This is a genomic window from Paenibacillus sp. (genome assembly GCF_048976745.1).
Lineage (GTDB): Bacteria > Bacillota > Bacilli > Paenibacillales > Paenibacillaceae > Paenibacillus.
The window spans coordinates 1,590,370-1,612,535 of the sequence record NZ_JBHGUU010000006.1 but is presented as its reverse complement, the minus strand read 5'-3'; the positions used below and the strand labels follow the sequence as shown (position 1 = coordinate 1,612,535).

Annotated in this window: 18 protein-coding genes; 16 read left to right on the top strand and 2 right to left on the bottom strand. The window is 45.6% G+C overall.

Translation table 11 applies throughout. From position 1 onward, the window contains the following. Positions 1-55: 55 nt before the first annotated feature. A complete protein-coding gene (locus tag ACE3K2_RS13720) occupies positions 56-2,386 on the bottom strand; it encodes a helix-turn-helix domain-containing protein (protein ID WP_421890841.1) in 2,331 nt (776 codons plus the stop codon). 262 nt (positions 2,387-2,648) lie between these two features. On the opposite strand from ACE3K2_RS13720, the gene ACE3K2_RS13715 reads away from it, so the two are divergent. From ACE3K2_RS13715 to ACE3K2_RS13660, 12 genes are all read left to right on the top strand, one after another. Then, positions 2,649-3,701 (top strand): amidohydrolase/deacetylase family metallohydrolase, encoded by a 1,053-nt coding sequence (locus tag ACE3K2_RS13715; protein WP_421891237.1) that lies wholly within the window; start codon positions 2,649-2,651, stop codon positions 3,699-3,701. Then, positions 3,679-4,788 (top strand): DgaE family pyridoxal phosphate-dependent ammonia lyase, encoded by a 1,110-nt coding sequence (locus ACE3K2_RS13710; RefSeq protein WP_421890838.1) that lies wholly within the window; start codon positions 3,679-3,681, stop codon positions 4,786-4,788. The genes ACE3K2_RS13715 and ACE3K2_RS13710 overlap by 23 nt, the downstream gene beginning before the upstream one ends. Then, a complete protein-coding gene (dagF, locus tag ACE3K2_RS13705) occupies positions 4,785-5,540 on the top strand; it encodes a 2-dehydro-3-deoxy-phosphogluconate aldolase (protein WP_421890835.1) in 756 nt (251 codons plus the stop codon). Before ACE3K2_RS13710 ends, dagF begins: the two co-directional genes overlap by 4 nt. Further along, positions 5,533-6,546, top strand: a complete 1,014-nt coding sequence (locus ACE3K2_RS13700; RefSeq protein WP_421890832.1) for a sugar kinase — start codon at positions 5,533-5,535, stop codon at positions 6,544-6,546. Before dagF ends, ACE3K2_RS13700 begins: the two co-directional genes overlap by 8 nt. A 10-nt stretch (positions 6,547-6,556) precedes the next feature. Beyond that, a complete protein-coding gene (locus ACE3K2_RS13695) occupies positions 6,557-7,279 on the top strand; it encodes a GntR family transcriptional regulator (protein ID WP_421890829.1) in 723 nt (240 codons plus the stop codon). Positions 7,280-7,691: 412 nt separating this feature from the next. Continuing rightward, complete coding sequence (locus tag ACE3K2_RS13690) at positions 7,692-8,486, top strand: helix-turn-helix transcriptional regulator (RefSeq protein ID WP_421890826.1); 795 nt, start codon at positions 7,692-7,694, stop codon at positions 8,484-8,486. Positions 8,487-8,621: 135 nt separating this feature from the next. Beyond that, positions 8,622-9,578, top strand: coding sequence for an aldo/keto reductase (locus tag ACE3K2_RS13685; protein WP_421890823.1), 957 nt, complete (start codon positions 8,622-8,624; stop codon positions 9,576-9,578). Positions 9,579-9,712: 134 nt separating this feature from the next. Continuing rightward, entirely contained in the window at positions 9,713-10,309 is a 597-nt protein-coding gene (locus tag ACE3K2_RS13680) for a cupin domain-containing protein (protein ID WP_421890820.1), read from the top strand. A gap of 209 nt (positions 10,310-10,518) precedes the next feature. After that, positions 10,519-11,199, top strand: coding sequence for a hypothetical protein (locus tag ACE3K2_RS13675; protein WP_421890817.1), 681 nt, complete (start codon positions 10,519-10,521; stop codon positions 11,197-11,199). A gap of 549 nt (positions 11,200-11,748) precedes the next feature. Beyond that, complete coding sequence (locus tag ACE3K2_RS13670) at positions 11,749-13,338, top strand: methyl-accepting chemotaxis protein (protein WP_421890814.1); 1,590 nt, start codon at positions 11,749-11,751, stop codon at positions 13,336-13,338. Positions 13,339-13,362: 24 nt separating this feature from the next. Further along, entirely contained in the window at positions 13,363-13,788 is a 426-nt protein-coding gene (locus ACE3K2_RS13665) for a chemotaxis protein CheW (RefSeq protein ID WP_421890812.1), read from the top strand. Between the two features lie 14 nt (positions 13,789-13,802). After that, complete coding sequence (locus ACE3K2_RS13660; protein WP_421890810.1) at positions 13,803-15,821, top strand: chemotaxis protein CheA; 2,019 nt, start codon at positions 13,803-13,805, stop codon at positions 15,819-15,821. Positions 15,822-15,906: 85 nt separating this feature from the next. Here the strand turns inward: ACE3K2_RS13660 and ACE3K2_RS13655 are convergent, their stop codons facing one another. After that, on the bottom strand, positions 15,907-16,791 hold the full coding sequence (locus ACE3K2_RS13655) for a LysR family transcriptional regulator (protein ID WP_421890807.1): 885 nt from the start codon (positions 16,789-16,791) through the stop codon (positions 15,907-15,909). A gap of 112 nt (positions 16,792-16,903) precedes the next feature. On the opposite strand from ACE3K2_RS13655, the gene zwf reads away from it, so the two are divergent. The 4 genes from zwf (at position 16,904) to ACE3K2_RS13635 (ending at position 21,962) form a co-directional block, all read left to right on the top strand. Further along, positions 16,904-18,427, top strand: coding sequence for a glucose-6-phosphate dehydrogenase (gene zwf, locus ACE3K2_RS13650; protein WP_421890804.1), 1,524 nt, complete (start codon positions 16,904-16,906; stop codon positions 18,425-18,427). Between the two features lie 36 nt (positions 18,428-18,463). Then, positions 18,464-19,129, top strand: a complete 666-nt coding sequence (gene fsa / locus ACE3K2_RS13645) for a fructose-6-phosphate aldolase (protein ID WP_062835043.1) — start codon at positions 18,464-18,466, stop codon at positions 19,127-19,129. A gap of 68 nt (positions 19,130-19,197) precedes the next feature. Then, positions 19,198-20,616, top strand: coding sequence for an NADP-dependent phosphogluconate dehydrogenase (gene gndA, locus ACE3K2_RS13640; RefSeq protein WP_421890800.1), 1,419 nt, complete (start codon positions 19,198-19,200; stop codon positions 20,614-20,616). 245 nt (positions 20,617-20,861) lie between these two features. Continuing rightward, positions 20,862-21,962: a metallophosphoesterase gene (locus ACE3K2_RS13635; RefSeq protein WP_421890797.1), complete on the top strand. Its 1,101-nt coding sequence runs from the start codon at positions 20,862-20,864 to the stop codon at positions 21,960-21,962. Positions 21,963-22,166: the final 204 nt, after the last annotated feature.

Below are 22,166 nucleotides of genomic sequence, written 5' to 3'. Positions count from 1 at the left end.
AGCGGTATCTTCGAATAAAAGAATGTAGTACAGAAAGGGCGGAAGTTCCGCCAACTTAAACAGGTCTTTTTGTAGTAGTCCCTCTCAAAGCATGTTCCTTGCGATATTGCCCTGGTGTCAGACCGATTTCTTTTTTGAACTTGCGGATGAAATTTGGCGCATCCATATAACCGACCTGCTCGATAATTTCTTTGAGCGGTGCGCTAGTATTCTCCAGGAGTTGCATGACTTCATCCACACGACGCTGCCAGATATATTGTGAGAAATTGCTGCCGGTTTTCTCTTTGAAGCTCCGGCTTAGATAAGAAGTTGAAATGGCAAACTTAAGCGCCACATGCTCCAGGCTGAGTGTGTAGTCTGCAAACTGTTGATCCACGTAAACCAGAATGTCATCCATTAATGTAGACTCGCTTGTCTTTGTATTCAGCTCCACCTGCGCGCAGATGTCAGCGGCCAGACAGAGCAAACGGCTTTCCAGCTCTTCAAGAGTTTCGAAGGAAGTTAATTCCGGCATATTGGCGAACACTTCGTTCATACCAAACTCTGAGGCGGTGCGTAGAAAAGCGTTCAGCAGATCGAAACAGATACAGCGTAGTAGATGAACCTGCAACGGTTCCTCTTTGATCATATGAATGATATCGGCAATCATTTGGACGGTTACTGATTCGTTGCCCTGCTTTAGACTCTGCTCCAGTTTCAGCATGGATTTGCGTGGAATCCAGAAGCTTTCGGAAGCAGAAGGGCTCAGCTCTGCAAGCTGCTCAAAATAAGTAACTTGACCGCTGCGCCGGATGATCCGGTGCTCCAGAGCTGCAGCCGCTTCAATGAAGGATTGGTTAAGACGTGCCAAGTCCTGGTAGGCCATGCCAACACCGATACTCAGAGATAGCTGCGAGTGCTCGCGGATTAACGTTTGAATGGCTTCAATACTCTGTTCCAACTGGCTTTGAATCGGCTTGTCCGACTCACCGGGAAGCGAAATAATCAGGGCAAACTGATCTTTGACCGAGAATTCTACACCGAAGATCTGAGCATTGGGACCTGGAAGACATACATTGCTGAGTATTTCCTGCAACAGATGGCGTTCTTGCCAGGACTTGCCCCCGGGCACAGTATCATCCCAGGACAGAATTGCGGAGAAATAGAGCCCTTGTCCTTGAGGATGTCTAAATCCTGCGCTTAGAATCATCTTTTCGATCTCTGGATCGTCTGGCTTGCCGTGTTTGAGTAACAGCAGCATGCACTGATTGCGGACAAAGGGCTCCTGAAAATCAATTTTCACACTGTAATTATGGAGGGTCTGGCGTATCCATTCCCATTCATTGCGGAGATTGGAAGCATCATTGTCGCTGCCTCTCATCTTGTCCATTAAATCCCTGATCGGATGGTACTGCCGTTTCGCTAACAGTAACGCGGCAGCTATGCCCATAATGACGGTAATACAAAAGACGATCAGGATCAGGGTCTGGACATGGGCGACACGGCTGAAGAACTGGAAGCTTGGCATCGTAGTCACATAGGTCCAGCCATTTTCTTCAGATTGAACAGAAACAACGGAGTATTGTTCTCCGTCCATCTTCAAATTATGAATACCGGGCTCAAGCGAAGCTAGATGCTCAATTTCGTTCTGGGGAAGGCTGATGCCATGACTGTTCGCGGTTAACACCTCTCCGGAGGGACTGAAGATATAGCTGCTTCCTGAAAAATCACTCAAAATCGAATCCATAACCCCGGTAAGGTTAGATTCTTTCATCAAATAAACAACGGTTCCATATGGATACGGGTCATTCGGTTTAACAGGTACAAGCATGACGAGCATCGGTTCCACTCGGGAATTAACCTTCACATTCTCAACGGCACGGACCAGGGGCTGCCTGGTTTCATTCAAGTCTCGCCGCAACTCTTCGGGATTCCAATGCTCGAACTGATAGAAGCTATTAAATGTGACATCCAGATTAGCCAGACCGCGGGACGAATAGATGTTGGCATCGTTATGGAAATAGAGAAGCAAATCCTCTGCAATGCTGCTGCTAGCTTTGTAATTCGCCAGCGCCTGAATCGCTTCGAAGCTGTAATAGGGTTGCTTTACCATATAAGGGGTCAGGTGTTTGTCATAGGCGATTCTCCCCGCTATTTCCTGAAGTTCCTTCATACGGTTATCTATTGTATTCTTCACCTGGTTAAGCTGATTGACATTGGATTGTTCAATCTCTACACGCAATCCTTTGACAGCGTTTTCATACACAAAAATAGTTACACCAGTCAGAGGGATAAGAAATATGAGAATGTAAGAAAAAGCATATTTCATCAGAAGCCTTGATTTGAAATGATTCCAGCTGAGCCTGAATCTGTTGAGCAAGGATGACTTACGTGCTGAATCTGCCATGAATCATTCCCTCCAGTCTTTAAGATTTTCGGATTAAATTCACTGTTCTCTTCTGGATTACAGTTGTGCTAGTATAAACATTATAACATTATAATCTTTAGAATAAAGTAGCTCATCAGGTTTATTTTTGACGAATGGGAAGTACGGATTTACATGTCATGAATCATTTTTGGAATTTGCCTGTACACCGGGGTTGAAAAAGGAGATGGGATGAGTGGGCACAGAGAATGTGCTGCGCAATTTGCAGTTTGTTGACGGGCGAATGATGGATATCGCCATTCAGGACGGGATCATCACCGCCATTACACCGCCAGGACAGGCTGAAGGAGAAAATGAGCTAGATTGTTCAGGGTTATATACGTCCAGTGGGTGGATTGATCTGCATGTGCATGCTGTCCAGGAGCTTGATCCCTATGGCGATGATATCGACGAAATTGGTGTGAAGCAGGGTGTAACAACGCTTGTAGATGCCGGCAGCTGCGGTGCAGACCGAATTGGCGCTTTCTATACCGCAAAACGAAAGGCTGTTACACAAGTATTTGCTCTGTTGAACATTTCAAGAATCGGGCTCGAACGGACGGATGAACTGTCGCAGCTGGAATGGATTAACCGGGCGAAGGTCTTGGAGGCGGCAGCGGCTTATCCTGATTTCATTGTTGGCCTGAAAGCCCGCATCAGTCAAAGTGTCGTCAAAGACAGCGGCATACTGCCGCTCAAGTTGGCACGTACACTCTCGGAAGAAACGAAGCTTCCGCTCATGGTTCACATCGGTTCAGCTCCGCCCGCTATCTCTGATGTGTTGGAGCTGTTACAGTCGGGCGATGTAATTACCCATTACCTTAACGGCAAGTCCAACAATCTGTTTCATCCGGATGGCACACCGCTGCAAGAATTACTGGATGCTGCTGCTCGGGGAGTTCATCTGGATGTGGGGCATGGCACAGCGAGCTTCTCCTTCCGGATCGCAGAACAGGCCAAGGCTGCAGGCATTGCGCTAAATACAATCAGTACGGACATTTATCGAGGCAACCGTATGAATGGTCCGGTATATTGTATGTCGAATGTGCTGACGAAATTTCTGTACCTCGGCTATAGTCTGGAAGAGGTCATCCACGCGGTTACAAGAAGTCCGGCGGCGTGGCTCGGTAAGCCGGAGCTCGGACAGATCAGAGTGGGACAGCAGGCGAACCTGACTTTGTTTTCCCTGGAAGAAGGACAAAAGCAACTTGAGGACTCGGAAGGTGATGTCCGGGTTACACAACACTATATTGAGGCTAAAGGAGTCTATGCTAATGGGTCACTCATTACAGGCTAAATATGGTTTGAAGCGTGTTATTAATGCCAGTGGGAGGATGAGTATCCTTGGCGTTTCCTCACCAACGGATTCAGTCATGGATGCGATGAAACAAGGCGGACAGCGGTACGTGGAGATTGCAGATCTTGTGGAAAAATCCGGAGAATATATTGCACAGTTACTTGGTTCGGAAAGCGCCGTTGTGGTGAACTCCGCATCCAGTGGTATCGCGCTGTCGGTGGCAGCCATTGTGACCGGCGGAGATCCGCGTCTCAGCCTTCGTCTGCACCAGGAACCGGTATTGAAAAATGAAATTGTTATGCTAAAGGGTCATAATGTGCAATATGGAGCACCGATTGAAACCATGGTATTCCTTGGCGGCGGTCGAGTAGTGGAGGTCGGATACGCCAATGAAGGCCGCAAGGAGCATATCAATCAGGCAATTGGTGAACACACTGCAGCCATTCTTTATGTTAAATCCCATCATGCTGTGCAGAAAAACATGATTTCTGTGGAAGAGGCCTGGGAGGTTGCGCAGCATAGAGGGGTGCCGCTGATTGTTGATGCGGCAGCGGAAGAGGATCTGCGCAAATATATCCAATGTTCGGATCTGGCCATTTACAGCGGATCGAAAGCTATCGAAGGACCTACTTCCGGCATTGTCGCCGGCAAAAAGAAATACGTGGAGTGGCTAAAGATACAGCTACACGGGGTTGGCCGCAGCATGAAGGTTGGTAAAGAGACCATTTTTGGGTTACTTCAAGCTCTAGAGGAATACCAGGACAAAGCCGATAATAGCGAACGAGAGAAGCAGAAGCTGGAGGCTCTTCAGCCACTTGTCAGACTTCCTGGTGTTTCGGTCCGTATCGTGCAGGATGAAGCCGGCAGATCGATTTTTCGGGGGCGTATCCAGATTGATTCCTCTCTTGCCGGGGTGGATGCGAAGAAAGTGAATGACCAGCTGCGTGAAGGATTAATTGCGGTATATACCCGAGACTATGGCGTCAAGCAAGGTTATTTTGATATTGATCCAAGGTCGCTGCAAGGGGATGATATGCAGGTCATCGTCAGCAGAATACATGAAATCGTGGGAGGCAAACCGGAATGAGTCATATTCAGCAGTGTCTGTATAAGAATAGGGCCGCAATGAATGTATTGGCCGGGAGTATCGGAAACGCCAAGGATGTGTACGAGGCTGCGGAAGGATATGTACTTGTTGGTGTGCTCTCCAAAAATTATGCTACGTCGGAGGAAGCTGTAGCTGCCATGACTGAATATGGTCAGGCGATTCAAGATGCCGTATCCATCGGACTCGGGGCTGGAGACAGTCGTCAGGCTGCAGTTGTGACGGAGATTGCCGCGAGCTATCCGGGCAGCCATATCAATCAGGTATTCCCGGCAGTGGGGGCAACCCGTGCCAATCTGGGACCTAAAGACAGCTGGATTAACTGCCTGGTATCTCCATGCGGACAGCCAGGTTATGTAAATATATCGACTGGCCCGATCAGTTCGGTCACCAATCCGCAGGCTATAGTTCCAGTTCATGCGGCTATTGCACTGGTTCGTGACATGGGAGGGAATGCGCTCAAATATTATCCGATGCAGGGGTTGAAGCTCCAAGAGGAGTACCGTGCGGTTGCCAAAGCTTGTGGGGAAGCGGGGTTTGCTCTGGAGCCTACAGGCGGAATCGATCTCAATAACTTTGGACCCATTCTAGAGATTGCACTACAGGCAGACGTACCTCATGTTATACCCCATGTTTATTCTTCAATTATTGAGTCGCAGACCGGAAGTACAAACGTACAGGATGTCCGCAGACTGCTCAAAATAATGAAATCGCTGGTGGACCAGTATGCCTAAGGTTGCTGCTTTTGGTGAAGTGATGATGCGGCTGCAGGTCCCGGGCTACGAAACACTGGTCCAGAGCAGCAGGCTGGAGTATTCGTTTTCCGGCAGCGGGGTGAATGTAACGGCAGCACTAGCCAGATACGGCCATAACGGTGCTCTTATTACAACTTTGCCGGAAACTCCGGTGGGCGAAGCGGCGATCGCTTATCTGCGCAAGCTTGGAGTGGATACCTCTCTTATTAGCCAGGGCGGTAAACACCTTGGGATGTACTTTCTGGAGAATGGCTTTGGAGCCCGCCCTGGCAGAGTCACGTACACAGACCGGTTGGGCAGTAGTTTCAATACTGCGGACGCGGCTAATTATGATATGAAAGATCTTGCATCGCGGGTCGATGTTCTTCATTTATGTGGCATTACGCTGGCTATGAATGATGGCGTGCGCAAGCAGATGAAACGGCTTGCTGAGGAAGTGAGGAGTGTTGGGGGCAAGGTTGTATTTGATTGTAATTACCGTCCAGCGTTATGGGGGACAGATGGTTATGTCAAGGCCCGCCCGCATTATGAGGAACTGCTGAGTCTGGCAGATCTGGTGCTAATGAATGAGAAGGATGCGAAGTGTATTCTTGGCATCGGAACCGAAGAATATGATAGAATAACACAGATGAAGCAAGCGATCCCTGAAGTTGCAAAGCGCTTTGGAATCGGAACGGTAGCAGGAACCCACCGAGAGATTAACACGGACCATACGCATTCCTTGACAGGATATATCTATCATCAAGGTACGTTTGTATTTTCCCGCAAGATGACTTTCCCGGTGTACGACCGGATCGGTGCCGGCGATGTATTTGCTAGCACCATCATCCATGGGGAATTGCAGCAATACCCACAGGAGTATACGGTTAATATGGCAGTGGCGGCAGCGATGCTGGCCCATACCACTCAAGGCGATACAGCGCTTTTTACCGAGAATGAGGTGCTCCGCGCGCTGTCGGACCATCCCTCAGATGTTGAAAGGTAGTGAACAGTGAGTGTCTCTAAAGCGCAAGCAAGGTCCGTTATATCAGCAAATCCAAAAAATTCTCAAAGATCGGATTCTACATGGAGTATATCCTCTTGGAAGCATCATCCCCTCTGAACCACAGCTGGAGAAAGAATTTGGCGTCAGTAAAATGACAGTCCGCGGTGCAGTCCAAGAGCTGTCACAGGAAGGTTACGTGCAGAAGAAAAGCGGTGTTGGCACAATTGTGATGCGCAATACCTCTCATCAGAAGCTCTCAAAGGGTAAACGGTTTACGGAGCTACTCGTAGAAGAGGGCCATAAGCTGGAAAAGAAAGTTCTGAATTCCCGGTTACTCACGAATGATGCCGGTACGGAGGAGTATGGTCTCTACGGGCCATATTGCCAGCGGATTGAAAGGCTCTACATTCTTAACGGACAACCTTATATTCATCTGATACACTTCTTGGCAGCAGCTGCATTGCCCGGCGGAGGCAAAGAGGAAATGAATGGAGACATCCAATCGCTCTATGAATCACTGGAGGAGAACGACATTTTGCTGGAGAACTTCAAAGACCGTTTCTTTGTAGAGCCGGCAGCTCCTGAAGTATGCCAACTACTGAAGATCTCCCTGGGAACGCATGTGCTCAAGCGCCTTCGTAACTCCTTCGACGGAGAAGGCAGATTAATTGAGCACAGTATAGGGTGTTATAACACGGAACTTCATCATTATCTGGTTAGTTATGACACTTGAGGCCGGCGGACATATCGTGAAAGAAATTGTATTCATACAAAAAATGGTCCTGCACTTTTGATAACAGGGCCCTTTTTGCGTAAACAACGGTTTAATGGTGAAATCCCTAGAAATCTTTCAAACGTCAAATACCTCATATAATTCCTCGTGATTAACTTCTACCGAATCATCTTGGACGTAGTTCCTAATTCTGCTGCAACTGCTCTAGTTGACTTAATTGACGAATTTCCTTCAAACACTGCTTGTATTTTCGTTCTGCACCATTTGATGCTAAGCTACTTGTAAATCAGGTATTCTGAAGAACTAACAATAAATGGATTATATCCAAGTCATTCAGAGACTACCATTTTGGGATAGAGTCGAATAGGCCTGAATACTTTTATAAAAAGGAACGATGTCTATGGATGCAGGTATGAGCCGTAGCAAAAAACTGGGTGAGTTTTTGAAATCACGTAGAAGCCGCATTCAACCGGAACAAGTTGGATTGTCAGGATCTTATGGACAGCGAAGAACACCGGGACTAAGGCGGGAAGAAGTAGCGGTATTAGCTGGTGTCAGCGCAACGTACTACACGTGGCTTGAACAAGGTAGGGAGTTGGCAGCTTCACGAGAAGTGATACAAAGCATAGCGAACGCGCTTCGGTTAACCCCGGAAGAGAAGATTCATCTGTTTGACTTATGGGACCCGAATGCGGAACATGAATTCCTTGCTTCGTATTCACAACTGGACCCAGGTTGGCAGAGTATTATTAGTCAGTTGACTCATCCTTCCTTTATTACCAATGAACGCTCTGAGGTGCTTGCCTGGAATGAAGCAGCGGATACGTACCTCTTTAAGTTCTCGTCGATGAATATGAATGAGCGTCTATTGATGCGGATTTTATTCTTGGATGAAACGCTGAAGGAGCGCATGCACAATTGGGATGAATTCGCACGGCACTCGGTAGCTGTTTTTCGTACGTATTATGATAAGTATCCGAGTGACCCCGGATTTGGCAGCATCGTGAAACAACTGAGTGAAGAAAGTATGGACTTCCGAACGATCTGGAACCTGCACCAAGTTGAATTAAAACAAGTCAATCGTGTTCTGCTTGAAACGACGGAACGGGCAGATGGTGTTGTGCATGCGTACGATATCTTTTCCATGAATAATCTGAACAGCCAATCAGGCATTCATTGTTGTATTTACGTCCCTGTTCTTATGTAGAAGGTTGACTAGACTAGTAATTTCTTTACTAGCTTACACGGAGTGTGGTTGGTGTCTCGGTATTAAAATAGAATGAACTTAAGCTCACTCGTAGCTATTTATCGTTTCTATTTTAAGATGAAAAGAGGAAGCCTCATGCTCAAGACAAGAACGTTAGGCAAAGACAAATTACGTATATCAGGGCTCGGCCTGGGTGTGATGATGATGCCGGATAATGACGAATCGGTACATACCATTCAGGGTGCACTGGATGCAGGAGTCACCATGTTTGATACGGCGGATCTGTACGGAGAGTATGAAAAACAGCGATTTGGAGGAAATGAAAAACTGCTTGGGCGTGCGCTTCAAGGTCGAAGAGCCGAAGTTGTTGTTGCCACCAAATTCGGTATTACGCACACGCAGGGCCCCAAGGGAGATCCGGCCTACATCAAAAAGTCAGTAGATGCGAGTCTCTACAACCTGGGAATGGATTATATTGATCTATATTATCAACATCGTCCTGATCCGAATACCCCCATTGAAGAGACGGTAGGCACGCTTGCCGATCTGGTTCAACAGGGAAAGATCCGATATATTGGTTTGTCCGAGGCGCCAGTAGAGATCATTCGGCGTGCACATGCTGTTCATCCGATCACAGCGTTGCAGACGGAATATTCATTGTGGAGTCGGGAACTTGAGGATGAGATTATGCCTGTCCTGCATGAATTGAACATCGGCTTGGTTCCATACAGCCCATTGGGACGTGGCTTCCTGACTGGTCAGATCCGATCTATAGACGATTTGGCGGAAGATGATTATCGTCGTCACTATCCGCGTTTCCAAGGTGAGAACTTTCAGAAAAATCTGGAGGTTGTTGGATTGATCCAAGAGATGGCTAAGCAAAAAGGATGCACCGTTTCTCAACTTGCTCTGGCCTGGTTACTTGGAAAGGGAGAGCATATCGTTCCGATCCCGGGGACTCGCAACCTGGAAAGAGTTCACGAAAACTTAGGCGCGTTAGAAGTTTCGCTTACGGATGATGAGATGAAGCAGATTGATCGCATATCACCCCAAGGCATCGCAGCTGGAGGCAGATTCCCTGGCCAAGTCTAACTCTTTAAGACATGATTCAAGAAACCTGCAGTTTCGGATGGAAAGAATGTATAACAAGTCAACGGTATTATCTTTCTACTCTCCGGCATACAGTACAACAATGAGATGTATGCTCAAGGAGGAGAAATGATCGTATGATGAATCCGATTTTGCAAGCCCCGAATGTTCCATTAGCTGCCGATTCCAATGCGGTTGTCAATTATCAGCGGGATTCACGCAACTATGTAACCCAGTTGTTTGGAGAACAGTTACCGTCCATTGCGAATGGTTTCTTCAACGTGCACTTAAGCAAAGGAATTATTGTGCAGCCGCACTGGCACACCAATGTTACAGAAATGGTTATAGTCATCACTGGTGAGATTACAGCGTCAGTCTTCAATCCGTTTACGCGTGAACGATTGACCTATCGTCTGAAACCGGGTCAGGTTGTAGTATTTCCGAAAGGCTGGTTTCACTGGTTTGTCGCTGAGACGGATAATGTATATGTATTAACGATCTTTGATCAACCTACGCCTGATATTGTGTTTGGAGCGGATTTCTTGGCAGCTACACCGCCGGAGGTGGCTCACCGCGCGTACTGTTTGGATGAAGAGGCGTATGCCAGAGCTGTTGCGTCCATTAAGAATGATGCCATTCTGGGCCCGCCAATAGGATGTGATACGCAGGTATCTGATGAATCGACCTCACCTTCCAAGACGTCCGTGTCACCATCTAATAAGCTGAAGTCTTAATTCAAAATTCCTTATTCATGATCAAAGTACAGAGCCTGTAACTGGAGAATAACAGTTGCAGGTTTTTTTGATGTGTCGATGTAATTATCGTACGAAATCCATGGAGGGGGTTGGCATTATATTAGAAAAAAATTCAAAATGTCTGAGTCGGTGTGTTACGTTCTCTGTTAGTATAGTATGAAAATCCAACATATACGGAGGACTCATGAATGAACATGTCAGAAATGGAAACGCTTGAAACTGCAATGAGTTATGCACCAGTCTTGATGTTTGACAGAAACGAACCCTTTTATCCAGATTTTGTTGGCATTTCTGTGTTGCATCAATCCGGGCCTTCACCATCGTTTAAAAGGGACATTGAGTTTCCAAGCGAGGTAGTACAATATGTGATTGAATATGCAATTTGGTGGGATTATGAGATTGGACATCTGTATGAAATGGAGCATGTATGGGTTTATGTGGGTCATGACGGAGAGGTAGTGGACTGTGAAGCCAGCTTTCATGGGAAGGTACTACGGGGATTATTGAAGGAACGGGTCAATGTGGTTGGACATCATGTATATCTGTACTCGCAGCCTGGCAAACATGCTTTCTCACCACTTCCGGTGGTATTTGAATTATTGCCTAACCTGTATAGTGCAGCGGGTTTGGAAGCTGGATGTGATGGGCTACTTGTGAATGAGCTGTTTCAGGGTTATTTTGAAACGAATGAACAGATCGATGCTCAGGTGGAGCGTTATCTACAGACCAAATCGTTCGTACCTACCATGGAGTTTGAAGAATATGTATTAAGACCAGAGATGTTCATGACGTGGGATAACCTGTTTGGCATTATCCCGCTTAGGATCAAAGACCGCTTAATGGAACTGGAGCAGTTATATAACACATAAGAATTTAGTTTTAAATGGGTTTTGTGTTAATTAAAAGTGTGTTTTTTTTGCTTCGAAACCAAACTTTGTTGATTCGAGTTTGGTTTTTTTATGGGAATATGGACTCAATATGAGTATGCATTCGTTAGACTTAAGTCTTGTAATGTGGAGTATAAACATCAAAACATATAATTTTTTTTGCATGAAATACGATATGTGTTAGACGGAAGAACTATACAACTTCATATGTAAATATAAGAAGACCATATCCCATGTGAATTTGTGAGGAGATGTACATGTAATTCAATGAAGATTGTTGAATATACGTATATATGCAAATGAAAATAAAAATTTAATAGGTAATAAGTATAAAAAATAATAAAAAGTAGATTCTTTATATCCGAAATAAAAATTCATAATAGTGAAAATTTATAGAAATAAAAATCTTCTATTCAATTTTAATATATTTATGTCGAAATAAATCGTAAGTTGTCTGGAGCGCGACCAGAAGAAGGGTTTACCTAGCGTTATATACATAACTGGACACTAAGATGCCTAGGAGGAGATTACATGAAGTGGTTTGGAAACTTGAAAACAGCAACAAAGATTATCTCAGCATTTTTAATTGTGTCGATAATCCTTGCGGCGCTTGGGGTCCACTCGGTAGTAACATTGAGAAGTACGAATGAACGAATGCAAGAGATGTATAACAACAATCTAATCTCTGTGAAAGAATTATCCTCTGCTCAGATTGATTATCAAAGAATGCGTGTGAATGTGCGCGATTTGAGCGTCGAAACCGTCGAAAGTGAAAAAACTCGGATCACGGAGAACATCGCTTCGATCCGTCAGAGTGTGAATGATCGCCTAACCATCTATCGTCCGCTTGCAACAACCCCTGAAGAAGTCGAATTGCTCCGTAATTTTGATGCCGAATATCCGGGATATTTAACCTTGTTTGAACGAGCGACTAATCTGGCTCTCACAGATGATCAAAGTGCCTTTAATATCTATCTTAAATCTGAGCTTAAACCACAAGGAGACAAGGTTGTTGAACTCCTTACCCAATTGATTGACCTTAATGAAAGTTTGGCTGATCAGGCGAATGTAGAATCTCAAGCCGCCTATTCACAAGCATTTAAAATAACGATAGTCCTTGTGGTTCTGTCGGTACTCTTCAGTATCCTCATTGGATATATCATCTCTCGCTCCATTTCAAAACCACTCATGGCCATGCTGGGTCTGGCTAAAGAAGTTGCCGAAGGAAATCTGACCCTTAAGTCAGACATCTCGAGCAAAGATGAAGTGGGTCAACTGGCTGTGGCACTGAATCAGATGGTTGATAATCTGAAAGAGTTAATCAACAATATCGTGTTGAACTCCCAAAGTGTTGCCGCTTCTTCGGAACAGATCTCAGCCAGCACACAGGAAATTGCAAGTACAAGCACGAGCCAATCCAGTGAGGCAGGAAATATCTCCGAATTGTTCAAGGAGCTTTCACTTGCCATTAACTCCGTCGCTGCAAGTGCGGAAGAAGCGGCAGAACTGTCGAACGATACCGTGAAGACTGCCCGTGAAGGTGGACTTGTTGTACAGACTTCGTTGGAAGGTATGCAAGCTGTTAATACAAAAATGACCAAGCTTGAAGATGATTCTCGTAAAATCGGTGACATCATTGAAGTGATTGACGATATCGCTGAGCAGACCAATCTGCTGGCGCTGAATGCTGCTATTGAAGCGGCGCGTGCGGGAGAGCAAGGGCGAGGATTCGCCGTAGTCGCAGATGAAGTCCGTAAGCTTGCAGAACGAAGCGGTGAGGCGACCAAAGAAATTACAGCCATCATCAAAGCGATGCAGGAAAACACGAGACAGAGTGTACAGGCCGTAGCAGCCAGTGTTGAACAGTCTTCCATGACTGGACAGGCGTTTGATCAGATTATTGATATGGTCAATAACTCCTCGCAGAAAGTAAACGAAATCGCAGCTGCATGTGAAGAAGAGGCGGCTCAAGCGGCAGAAGTGATGAGTTCTGTTGAATCCATCTCGGCTTCCAGTGAGGAATCTGCGGCTGCGTCAGAAGAGACTGCGGCAACCTGCCAGTCTTTGGCACATCTGGCGGAAGAACTGGCGAATTCTGCAGCTGCCTTCAAAACCCAATAAACCAAATTGATTGAGGGTGAATCGATGACGTCACTTCAGAAGGAACAATATATTGAGCTGTCTGTAGGTGCAGAGACTTGCGCCATTCGAATCGAAGAAATTCACGAAATTATTAAAATGCTCAGCATTACGGATATCCCATTCAGCCGTCCAGAGATTAAAGGGGTAGTTAATCTGCGTGGCAAGGTTGTATGTGTGATGAGCCTGCGGAATCTGCTGGGTATGCCGGATGAAGCGGATACCAGAGCAACTCGCATTATCGTAGTTCGGTATCAGGATGAGTATATTGGCTTGATCGTGGATCGGGTGAACAAGGTAACCACATATTCGGAAATACATCCGCCAACCGGAGGTTACGGTCGTAACCGTGAAGGCTTATTCCATGGTGTGGGTCAACAGAAAGACAAGCTTGTGGGCATTTTGAAACTGGACGAAATATTGGGCGGTTAGGGAGGTATGTACGAATGATGGATTTGTCTGCCTACCGTGACATCTTTATCGAAGAACTGAATGATCAACTGGAACGTATGGATCAGTCTTTGCTGGCATTGGAGCTTTCGCCTTCTGTAGAACTGGTTCAAACGTTGTTTCGGGCAGCTCATACCATCAAGGGATCGGCATCCACAATGGATTTTCGTGAATTAAGCGACCTCACACATGAAGTGGAGTATGCCCTTGAATGGGTCCGGGAGAAAAAACCTGAGATGACTTCGGAGCTAATTGATACGCTGTTCCGCTCTTTGGACGCCATGAAGGTGCTTCGTGATCAATATATCCGTGGAGAAGCCTATGGAGACTTTCGAGCTGTAGTAAGAGAAATAAAAGATCTAATTCAAACCCCGGCAATCGTCGGGAAACTTGTAACGCCTCAATTGCAACCAGCAGAATCGATTGTTGCACAGGTAGCTATTGCATCAGGCAAGCAGCTATTGTCCATTCACATTGTGCTGGAGCAGAAATGTTTGATGAAAGCGGCCAGATATCATATTTTGCGACAACGCATTGAGGACATATGTGGTACGGTAGTTGCAACTTCTCTCATGGAGAGCCAACCGGGCGCGAATGAAGATGATCATTATGGTCAGTTCATCATTATCGTAGCTACTTCAAAGGACTCACAGCAGCTTAAGGCAGAATTGTCTACAGACTTGGATATTCATATGTTGGAGATTGATCCATATCTGCTGGAATCCAATGAAGTTGCAGCGACTTCTGCACCACTTGAATTAATCTCAGAACCAGAGCAAACAAAACCAAGTTTGACTACCGTGACTACATCTGGATCGGATGAGAAAGTGAAAGCTGCTCAACCTACAGTTCGTGTCAATGTTGAACGTCTGGACCATTTGATGAATTTGGTCGGTGAACTGTTAATTGATCAGACATCCCTTGCAGATTTGAGTGGATCGGGTGCGCGTAAGGAGTCTTCCTCACTCATCCAGAGTATTAGTGGTGTATCCGATCATATGGGCAGGGTTATAAAGGAACTCCAAGAAGGTGTAATGAAGACACGGATGTTACCCATTGATCAACTATTCAGTCGCTTCCCGAGATTGGTTCGTGACCTTTCGCAGAAGCTGGGTAAGGATCTGGAACTGGTTATTCAAGGTGGAGAGACTGAACTTGACCGGATGATTATTGAAGAATTGAGTGACCCGCTGATCCATCTCATCCGCAACAGTGCTGATCATGGTATTGAAAGTGCACAGGTTCGGGCGGAGACCGGTAAGCCGTCCAAAGGACGTATTACATTAACTTCGTTTCATGAAGAAAACCATGTCGTCATTCGTTTTTCGGATGATGGTAAAGGGATCGATGGGGAGAAGATCAAAGCTTCCGCTTTGGGCAAAGGCATCATTAGTGAGGAACAGGCTGCACGACTAACAACACAGGAGGCTGTGCATCTCATATTTGAGCCCGGTTTCTCTACAGCTTCTTCTGTAAGCGAAGTATCAGGACGCGGTGTTGGAATGGACATCGTTCGCAGCCAGATCGGGCGGCTTAACGGTATCATTGATATTGATACGGAGGTTGGTGTTGGAACCACGTTTACGATTCGTCTGCCGCTCACTTTGGCAATTATTAAAGGTCTTTTAGTCAAAGTATCGGGTCGTGTACTGATCTTGCCGATGTACAACGTGTCCGAGATTGTCCGAATTTCACCTGAAGATATTCAGATGATCCAAGGGCAACAAGCGATTCTGAATCATGGACGAATTGTACCCTTTCACCGACTCTGTGACAGACTTAACTATCCACGAATGGACCGTAAATCCAAGACCATTCCACTGGTGATTGTGCGTTCCGTCGACAAAATTGCAGCATATGCAGTAGATGAGATCATAGGAAATCAGGAAGTGGTTATTAAGACACTTGGTACGTATCTGGGTGCGATGAACCATCTTTCTGGCGCAACGATCCTTGGTAATGGCAAGGTTGCCCTTATATTGGACGCGTCCTATCTGGTCAGTCACTACTCGTAAGATAAACATCATGCAGGCCAAAGAGCCTCATCATCCCTAACTGGATGGTGGGGCTCTTGGTTGTACCTTTGGACATTATAACCACTCAGGATTTGAAAATGAGCTCCATAAACCGGTTGGCAGCCAGAGAAATCGGCATATTGCGCTTGGTCATAATTCCAACATGGGAGGGGGGGAGTGGCACATCAAGCTGAATTTCGAAGAGAGAACCTTCCTCCAGCTCTTTGGAGATAAATTCTCGTGTGACATAGGAAATACCCAGTCCTCGACGCGCAAACTCAATCAACAGATCAACGCTACCGACCTCAATCTCAGGCTTCAACGTGTAATTATAGCTGTTAAACAACTCCGTTATAGCCATACGAACCCGGCTGTTCCGGGAGAAGAGGATCAGTTGATGCTCTAGAAGCATCTCAAGTGTCATGACTTTGCCCTTTAGCTGAGCATAACGTTCTCCAGCTACAAAACAGTCTTTCAACTGAATGCTCTCTCTGACTTCAAGCTGTGGATCAACAATGGGCATCCGGACCACGCCAAGATCGATCTTGCCCTCTTTGAGAAAGGTAATGACTTCCGGCGTGGTTCCATGACTCAGATGTAGCTTGATGTTTGGATACAACGTGTGGAATTCCTCCAGGTATGCCAGCATGTAATGCTTGAACAGGGAGTCACTGCCACCAATCCGAAGTTCACCATTGTCCAGATTCTTCAATGCAGCCATTTTTTCTTCTGCAAGTGAGATCAGAATCTGGGATTGTTCAATATAGGAATACAGACTGGCACCTTCCTGTGTCAACGCTACACCCTTGGAATTTCGATAAAACAAGGTGAGACCAAAACTATCTTCCAACTGCTTGATGGCATGACTGACGCTGGGTTGAGTGATGTACAGTGCTTTTGCAGCCTGTGTCAAACTTCCCGTTTTGGCGGCCCAATAAAAGACTTTATATAGTTCGTAATTTGTAGTCATAGATGTGGTCTATAGCTCCTGTGAAATATATTAATTACTTGTATGGCTATAAAACGTATTATAGTGTAACTACAACAAAGAAACCAGAGTTACTTGGAAGGAGAACGGTGAGATGGAACCAACTACCATTGTTTTATTTGGTGCTACTGGCGATTTAGCCAAAAGAAAAATATATCCTGCCTTATATAACTTATATCTTGAGCAGAAGCTTCCTGAAACCTTCTCATTGATTGGTCTGGGGCGTAGAGAGTGGTCTGATGAATTCTTTCAGGCACAAGTGGAAAAATCATTAAATGAATTTTCCAGACGCCAGGCTGATCCTGGAGTTGTGAAGTCATTTGTGAAAGCTTTTCGCTACAGTGTATTGAATATAAGCCATAAGGAAGATTATATAAAGCTGTTGGGATTAGTTGAACAAAGAGAAGCCGAGCTTGGCATTCCGTCCAATCGCTTGTTTTATCTCTCAGTTGGACCAGAATTTTTCGAGCCGATTGCCGAGAATATTCAAGAAAGCGGGCTGGGTTCCACGGAGGGCTGGAAGCGTCTCGTCATCGAGAAGCCATTTGGTCACGATCTGCAATCCGCCCGAGACCTTAATCGCAAATTAAGCGAATCGTTCACGGAGGAAGAGATTTATCGGATCGACCACTATTTGGGCAAACCGATGGTACAGCGCCTGGAGACGTTGCATCAGAGTAACCCAATCATGAAGGCGTTATGGAACAACCGTTACATCTCCAACGTGCAAATTACGGCGAATGAGACTGTAGGTGTCGAAGAACGTGCATCCTATTATGATCATGTAGGTGCAGTCCGAGACATGTTCCAGAATCATATGTTGCAATTGCTCATGATGATGGCAATTCAGCTTCCATACAACAGTACTTCCGAAAAAGTTGGATTGAAGAAAAAGCACATTATGGAATCGATCCAGCCGTTACAAAAACAAACTGTGGGCGCAAACATCATCCGTGGACAGTATGCAGCAGGCAACATTCAAGGTAAACCGGTTAATGCGTATACTGCTGAACCGGGTGTAGCCGAGAATACGATGAATGACACATTCATTGCTGCCAAATTGCAAATTGATGATTTCTTCTGGCGTGGTGTTCCGTTTTACATTCGCACGGGTAAAAGAATGAAGGAGAAATCAACACGTATCGTGATTGAATTCAAAGAACCTTCAGGACAGACTAATGTGCTGAAAAACAAGGGTTCCAAGCCAAACCTGCTCGTCATCGAGATGAGTCCGGATCAGAGCATGACATTGCAACTGAATGCAAGTGATCCTGAGAATAAAGGTGAATTCAAACCGGTTCATATTGATCTTTCTCCGGACAAAGGTGACCTTGCGGAAGCTTACGAGAATCTGATTCGTGATGCTTTGCTGGGTGATCCAACATTCTTTGCCCACTGGGATGAAGTAGAATTGTCATGGGCATGGGTGCAGCCAATTCTGGATGCATTCCAGGAAAATCTGTTGCCACTTCACCTGTATCCTGCGGGTAGCTATGGACCGGCTGAATCAGATGTTATGCTTGAAGAAGATGGTCACCACTGGTGGTTTGATGAGCCGGCGGATCAGGAGTCTGTAGTTACAAATAGCATACCCTTGGCGGTTAATGCAAATCTCTAAACCAAAATAAAAAATATATCTGGAGGTAATTCAATCATGAAATTTTTTATCGATACAGCTAACGTGGAAGATATCCAAAAAGCATACAAAATCGGTGTATTGTCAGGCGTAACAACAAACCCATCTTTGGTAGCCAAAGAAGGCGTGAAATTCGAAGATCGTATTGAAGAAATCTTGCGTTTGGTACCTGAAGTGGAGTCCGTTTCTGCGGAAGTGACACCAGATGCCCTTACTGCTGAAGAAATGATCGCGCAAGCAGAAGAATTGATCAAAATTAACAACAGTGACAAAAACATTACGATCAAATTGCCAATGACACTTGCAGGACTTGAAGCTTGCCGTTACTTGACCAAAAAAGGCGTGAAAACCAACGTAACGTTGATCTTCACGGTGAACCAGGCGCTTCTGGCTGCTCGTGCTGGTGCAACATATGTATCCCCATTCCTGGGACGTCTTGATGATATCTCCGAAGATGGCGTACAATTGGTTACCAAAATTGCTGAATTGTTCCGTACACATAACCTGGATGCACAGATTATTGCGGCTTCTGTAAGACATCCGGATCACGTTACACGTGTAGCGATGGCTGGAGCACATATTGCTACTGTTCCATTCTCCGTCATTGAACAGATCTCCAAACATCCGCTGACAGATCAAGGTATGGACAAATTTGCAGCTGACTGGAAAAAAACAGTACAATAATCACTGAACATATATTCGTTTCAACTTACAATAAAACTATATAAAACATGGAGCATTGGGAGGACATAATGAGTAAACAACAGATTGGTGTTATTGGATTGGCAGTAATGGGGAAAAACCTGGCTTTGAATATTGAAAGCAAAGGTTTCTCGGTAGCGGTATTTAACCGTTCCCCGGAGAAAACGAACGATCTTCTGAAAGAAGCAGAAGGTAAAAACCTGACAGGTGCGTTCACTATTGAAGAATTCGTGGAATCCCTGGAGTCTCCGCGTAAAATTCTGATCATGGTACAAGCAGGTAAAGCAACAGATGCAACGATTGAACAACTGCTTCCTCATCTGGATCAAGGCGACATTATTATCGATGGAGGTAATGCTTACTTCCCTGACACACAACGCCGCAGTAAAGAGCTGGAAGAAAAAGGTTTCCGCTTCATCGGAGCAGGTGTATCCGGTGGTGAAGAAGGCGCGCTGAAAGGCCCGGCAATCATGCCAGGTGGTCAGGAAAGTGCTTATCAGTTGGTAGAACCGATCCTGACAGCGATCTCCGCCAAAGTTGGCGATGACGCTTGCAGCACATACATCGGACCAGACGGTGCCGGACACTATGTGAAAATGGTGCATAACGGTATCGAGTACGGAGATATGCAGTTGATTGGCGAAGCTTATCACTTGCTCAAATCTGTATTGAACGTTTCAGTTGAAGAGTTGCATGAGATCTTCACGGAGTGGAATCAGGGGGAGTTGGACAGCTACCTGATCGAAATCACGGCAGACATCTTCTCCAAATACGATCCTGAAACGGGTAAACCAATGGTTGACGTTATCCTGGACGCGGCTGGACAAAAAGGAACAGGTAAATGGACAAGCCAAAGTGCGCTGGATCTCGGCGTTCCATTATCCATGATTACGGAATCCGTATTCTCCCGTTTCCTGTCTGCCATGAAGGACGAGCGTGTAGCAGCTAGCAAAATCCTGAATGGACCAGCGACTGAAGCATTCTCTGGCGACAAAAAAGCGTTCATCGAGAACGTGCGTAAAGCATTGTTTGCAAGTAAAATCGTATCCTATGCACAAGGATTTGCACAAATGCGTGCAGCTTCCGATGAGTACGGCTGGGATCTGAAATACGGTAACATTGCCATGATCTTCCGTGGCGGATGTATCATCCGTTCACAATTCCTGCAAAACATCAAAGAAGCATATGACAAAGATGCAGCTCTGAAAAACCTGCTGCTTGATCCATACTTCCAAAACATCGTTGAGTCTTATCAAGGTGCATGGCGTGAAGTTATAGCGGCTGCTGTGCAACAAGGTATTCCGGTACCAGGCTTCTCCAGCGCTCTTTCTTACTACGACAGCTACCGTACAGAGCGTTTGCCAGCAAACTTGCTGCAAGCACAACGTGACTACTTCGGTGCTCACACCTTCAAACGTGTGGACAAAGAAGGTTCATTCCACTTCCAGTGGATGGACACAAACGAGTAATATCCGTTTCAAACATATAGCATTCTTGCAGTCGTTCATGAATTCAACTTCATGGCACCTGCAAGGGTGCTTTTTTCTCGTAAATCGTTCGAATTTGAATATCATCAAATTGTAATAAAATGTACGAATCTGGGTTGGGCAAACAGATGATCTGACTCTTCAACTACGTTATACTTGTTCAGACGGAACTACATCCGTGATGAAAATTCAGAATACAACTTATTGACGTGGAGGTTAGACCGGGAATGTTTGTATTAGCGGGGATATTGTTTTTGGTCGTATATGGATTATTAGTGTTCTACATAGGCTGGAGCGGTTGGAGTTGGATGAAACCAGTTGTGTCCGCCAGATTTCGATGGTTTTATATTATAGGACTTATATTCCTTGCTGTTTCCTTCATTTTGGCACGTGTGTTTGGAAGCATCTCATTTCTCAGTATCATCGGTTCTTACTGGCTGGCGATCTTCTCGTTGTTATTGCTGATCCTGCCTATTGTTCACCTTACAATGTGGTTGCTGAGATTAACCCGTATTCCCAGACATCACACACAGAAATGGGCGGGTGTTGTTACACTGGTGCTGTTAGTGTCCACAATGGGGTATGGAATTTTCAACGCCTACAGCCCGGTAGTGAGAACGTATAATATCCAGATTGATAAAAAAGTAGAAGGTGTAGACAAGCTTAACATTGTCATGGCTGCCGATATGCACTTCGGACTTCTATCTGGTCCTGCACATGCCAAACGCATGGTGGAGGAGATTAATGCGCTGAAGCCTGATCTGGTGCTGTATCCTGGAGATATTATTGATGACAATCTGGATATGTATCTGAATAGCGGAATTGCGGATATTATCAGTGATATTCAGGCTCCATACGGTGTTTATGCTTCTCTTGGGAATCACGACAAATTCGATGGTCCGATCGAAGATCTGATCGCTGCGCTGGAGAAGAGCAACATGCAAGTTTTATATGATGACAAGATTGTACTGGATGACAAGATCACCCTCATTGGACGGAAAGACCGGACAGAGAAGGATCGTGCAGAAGTCGCTACTTTAATGCAAAATACGGACTTGAGCCAACCGGTACTTATGATGGATCACCAGCCGTATGATCTGGATATCGCGGAACAAAACAATGTAGATCTGGTGGTGTCCGGTCACACCCATCGTGGTCAGATCGCACCGGCTCAGTTCATCACACAGGCTATTTACGAGAATGATTGGGGGTATCTGCAAAAGGGTTCCATGCACTCCATCGTAACCTCAGGATTCGGATTCTGGGGACCTCCAATTCGTACAAGCAGTCGTTCGGAGATTGTACAGATTAATGTGACCTTCCAGTAAGGTTGAAAGGCCCTTCGAGAGAAGGGCTGCCTTATAAGTACGTCATGCGGAGATTGATGATACCTCTCCGCTTTATGATGATAAGATCAAATCGACTGTCATCTTAAAGCGGAGTATTTCTTATGCGAATTTAGATAGATGCTGATTAATAGTAAAAAAGAACGGCTAGATGTCCCGGAAATCGGAGTTCAAGCCGCCTGTTTT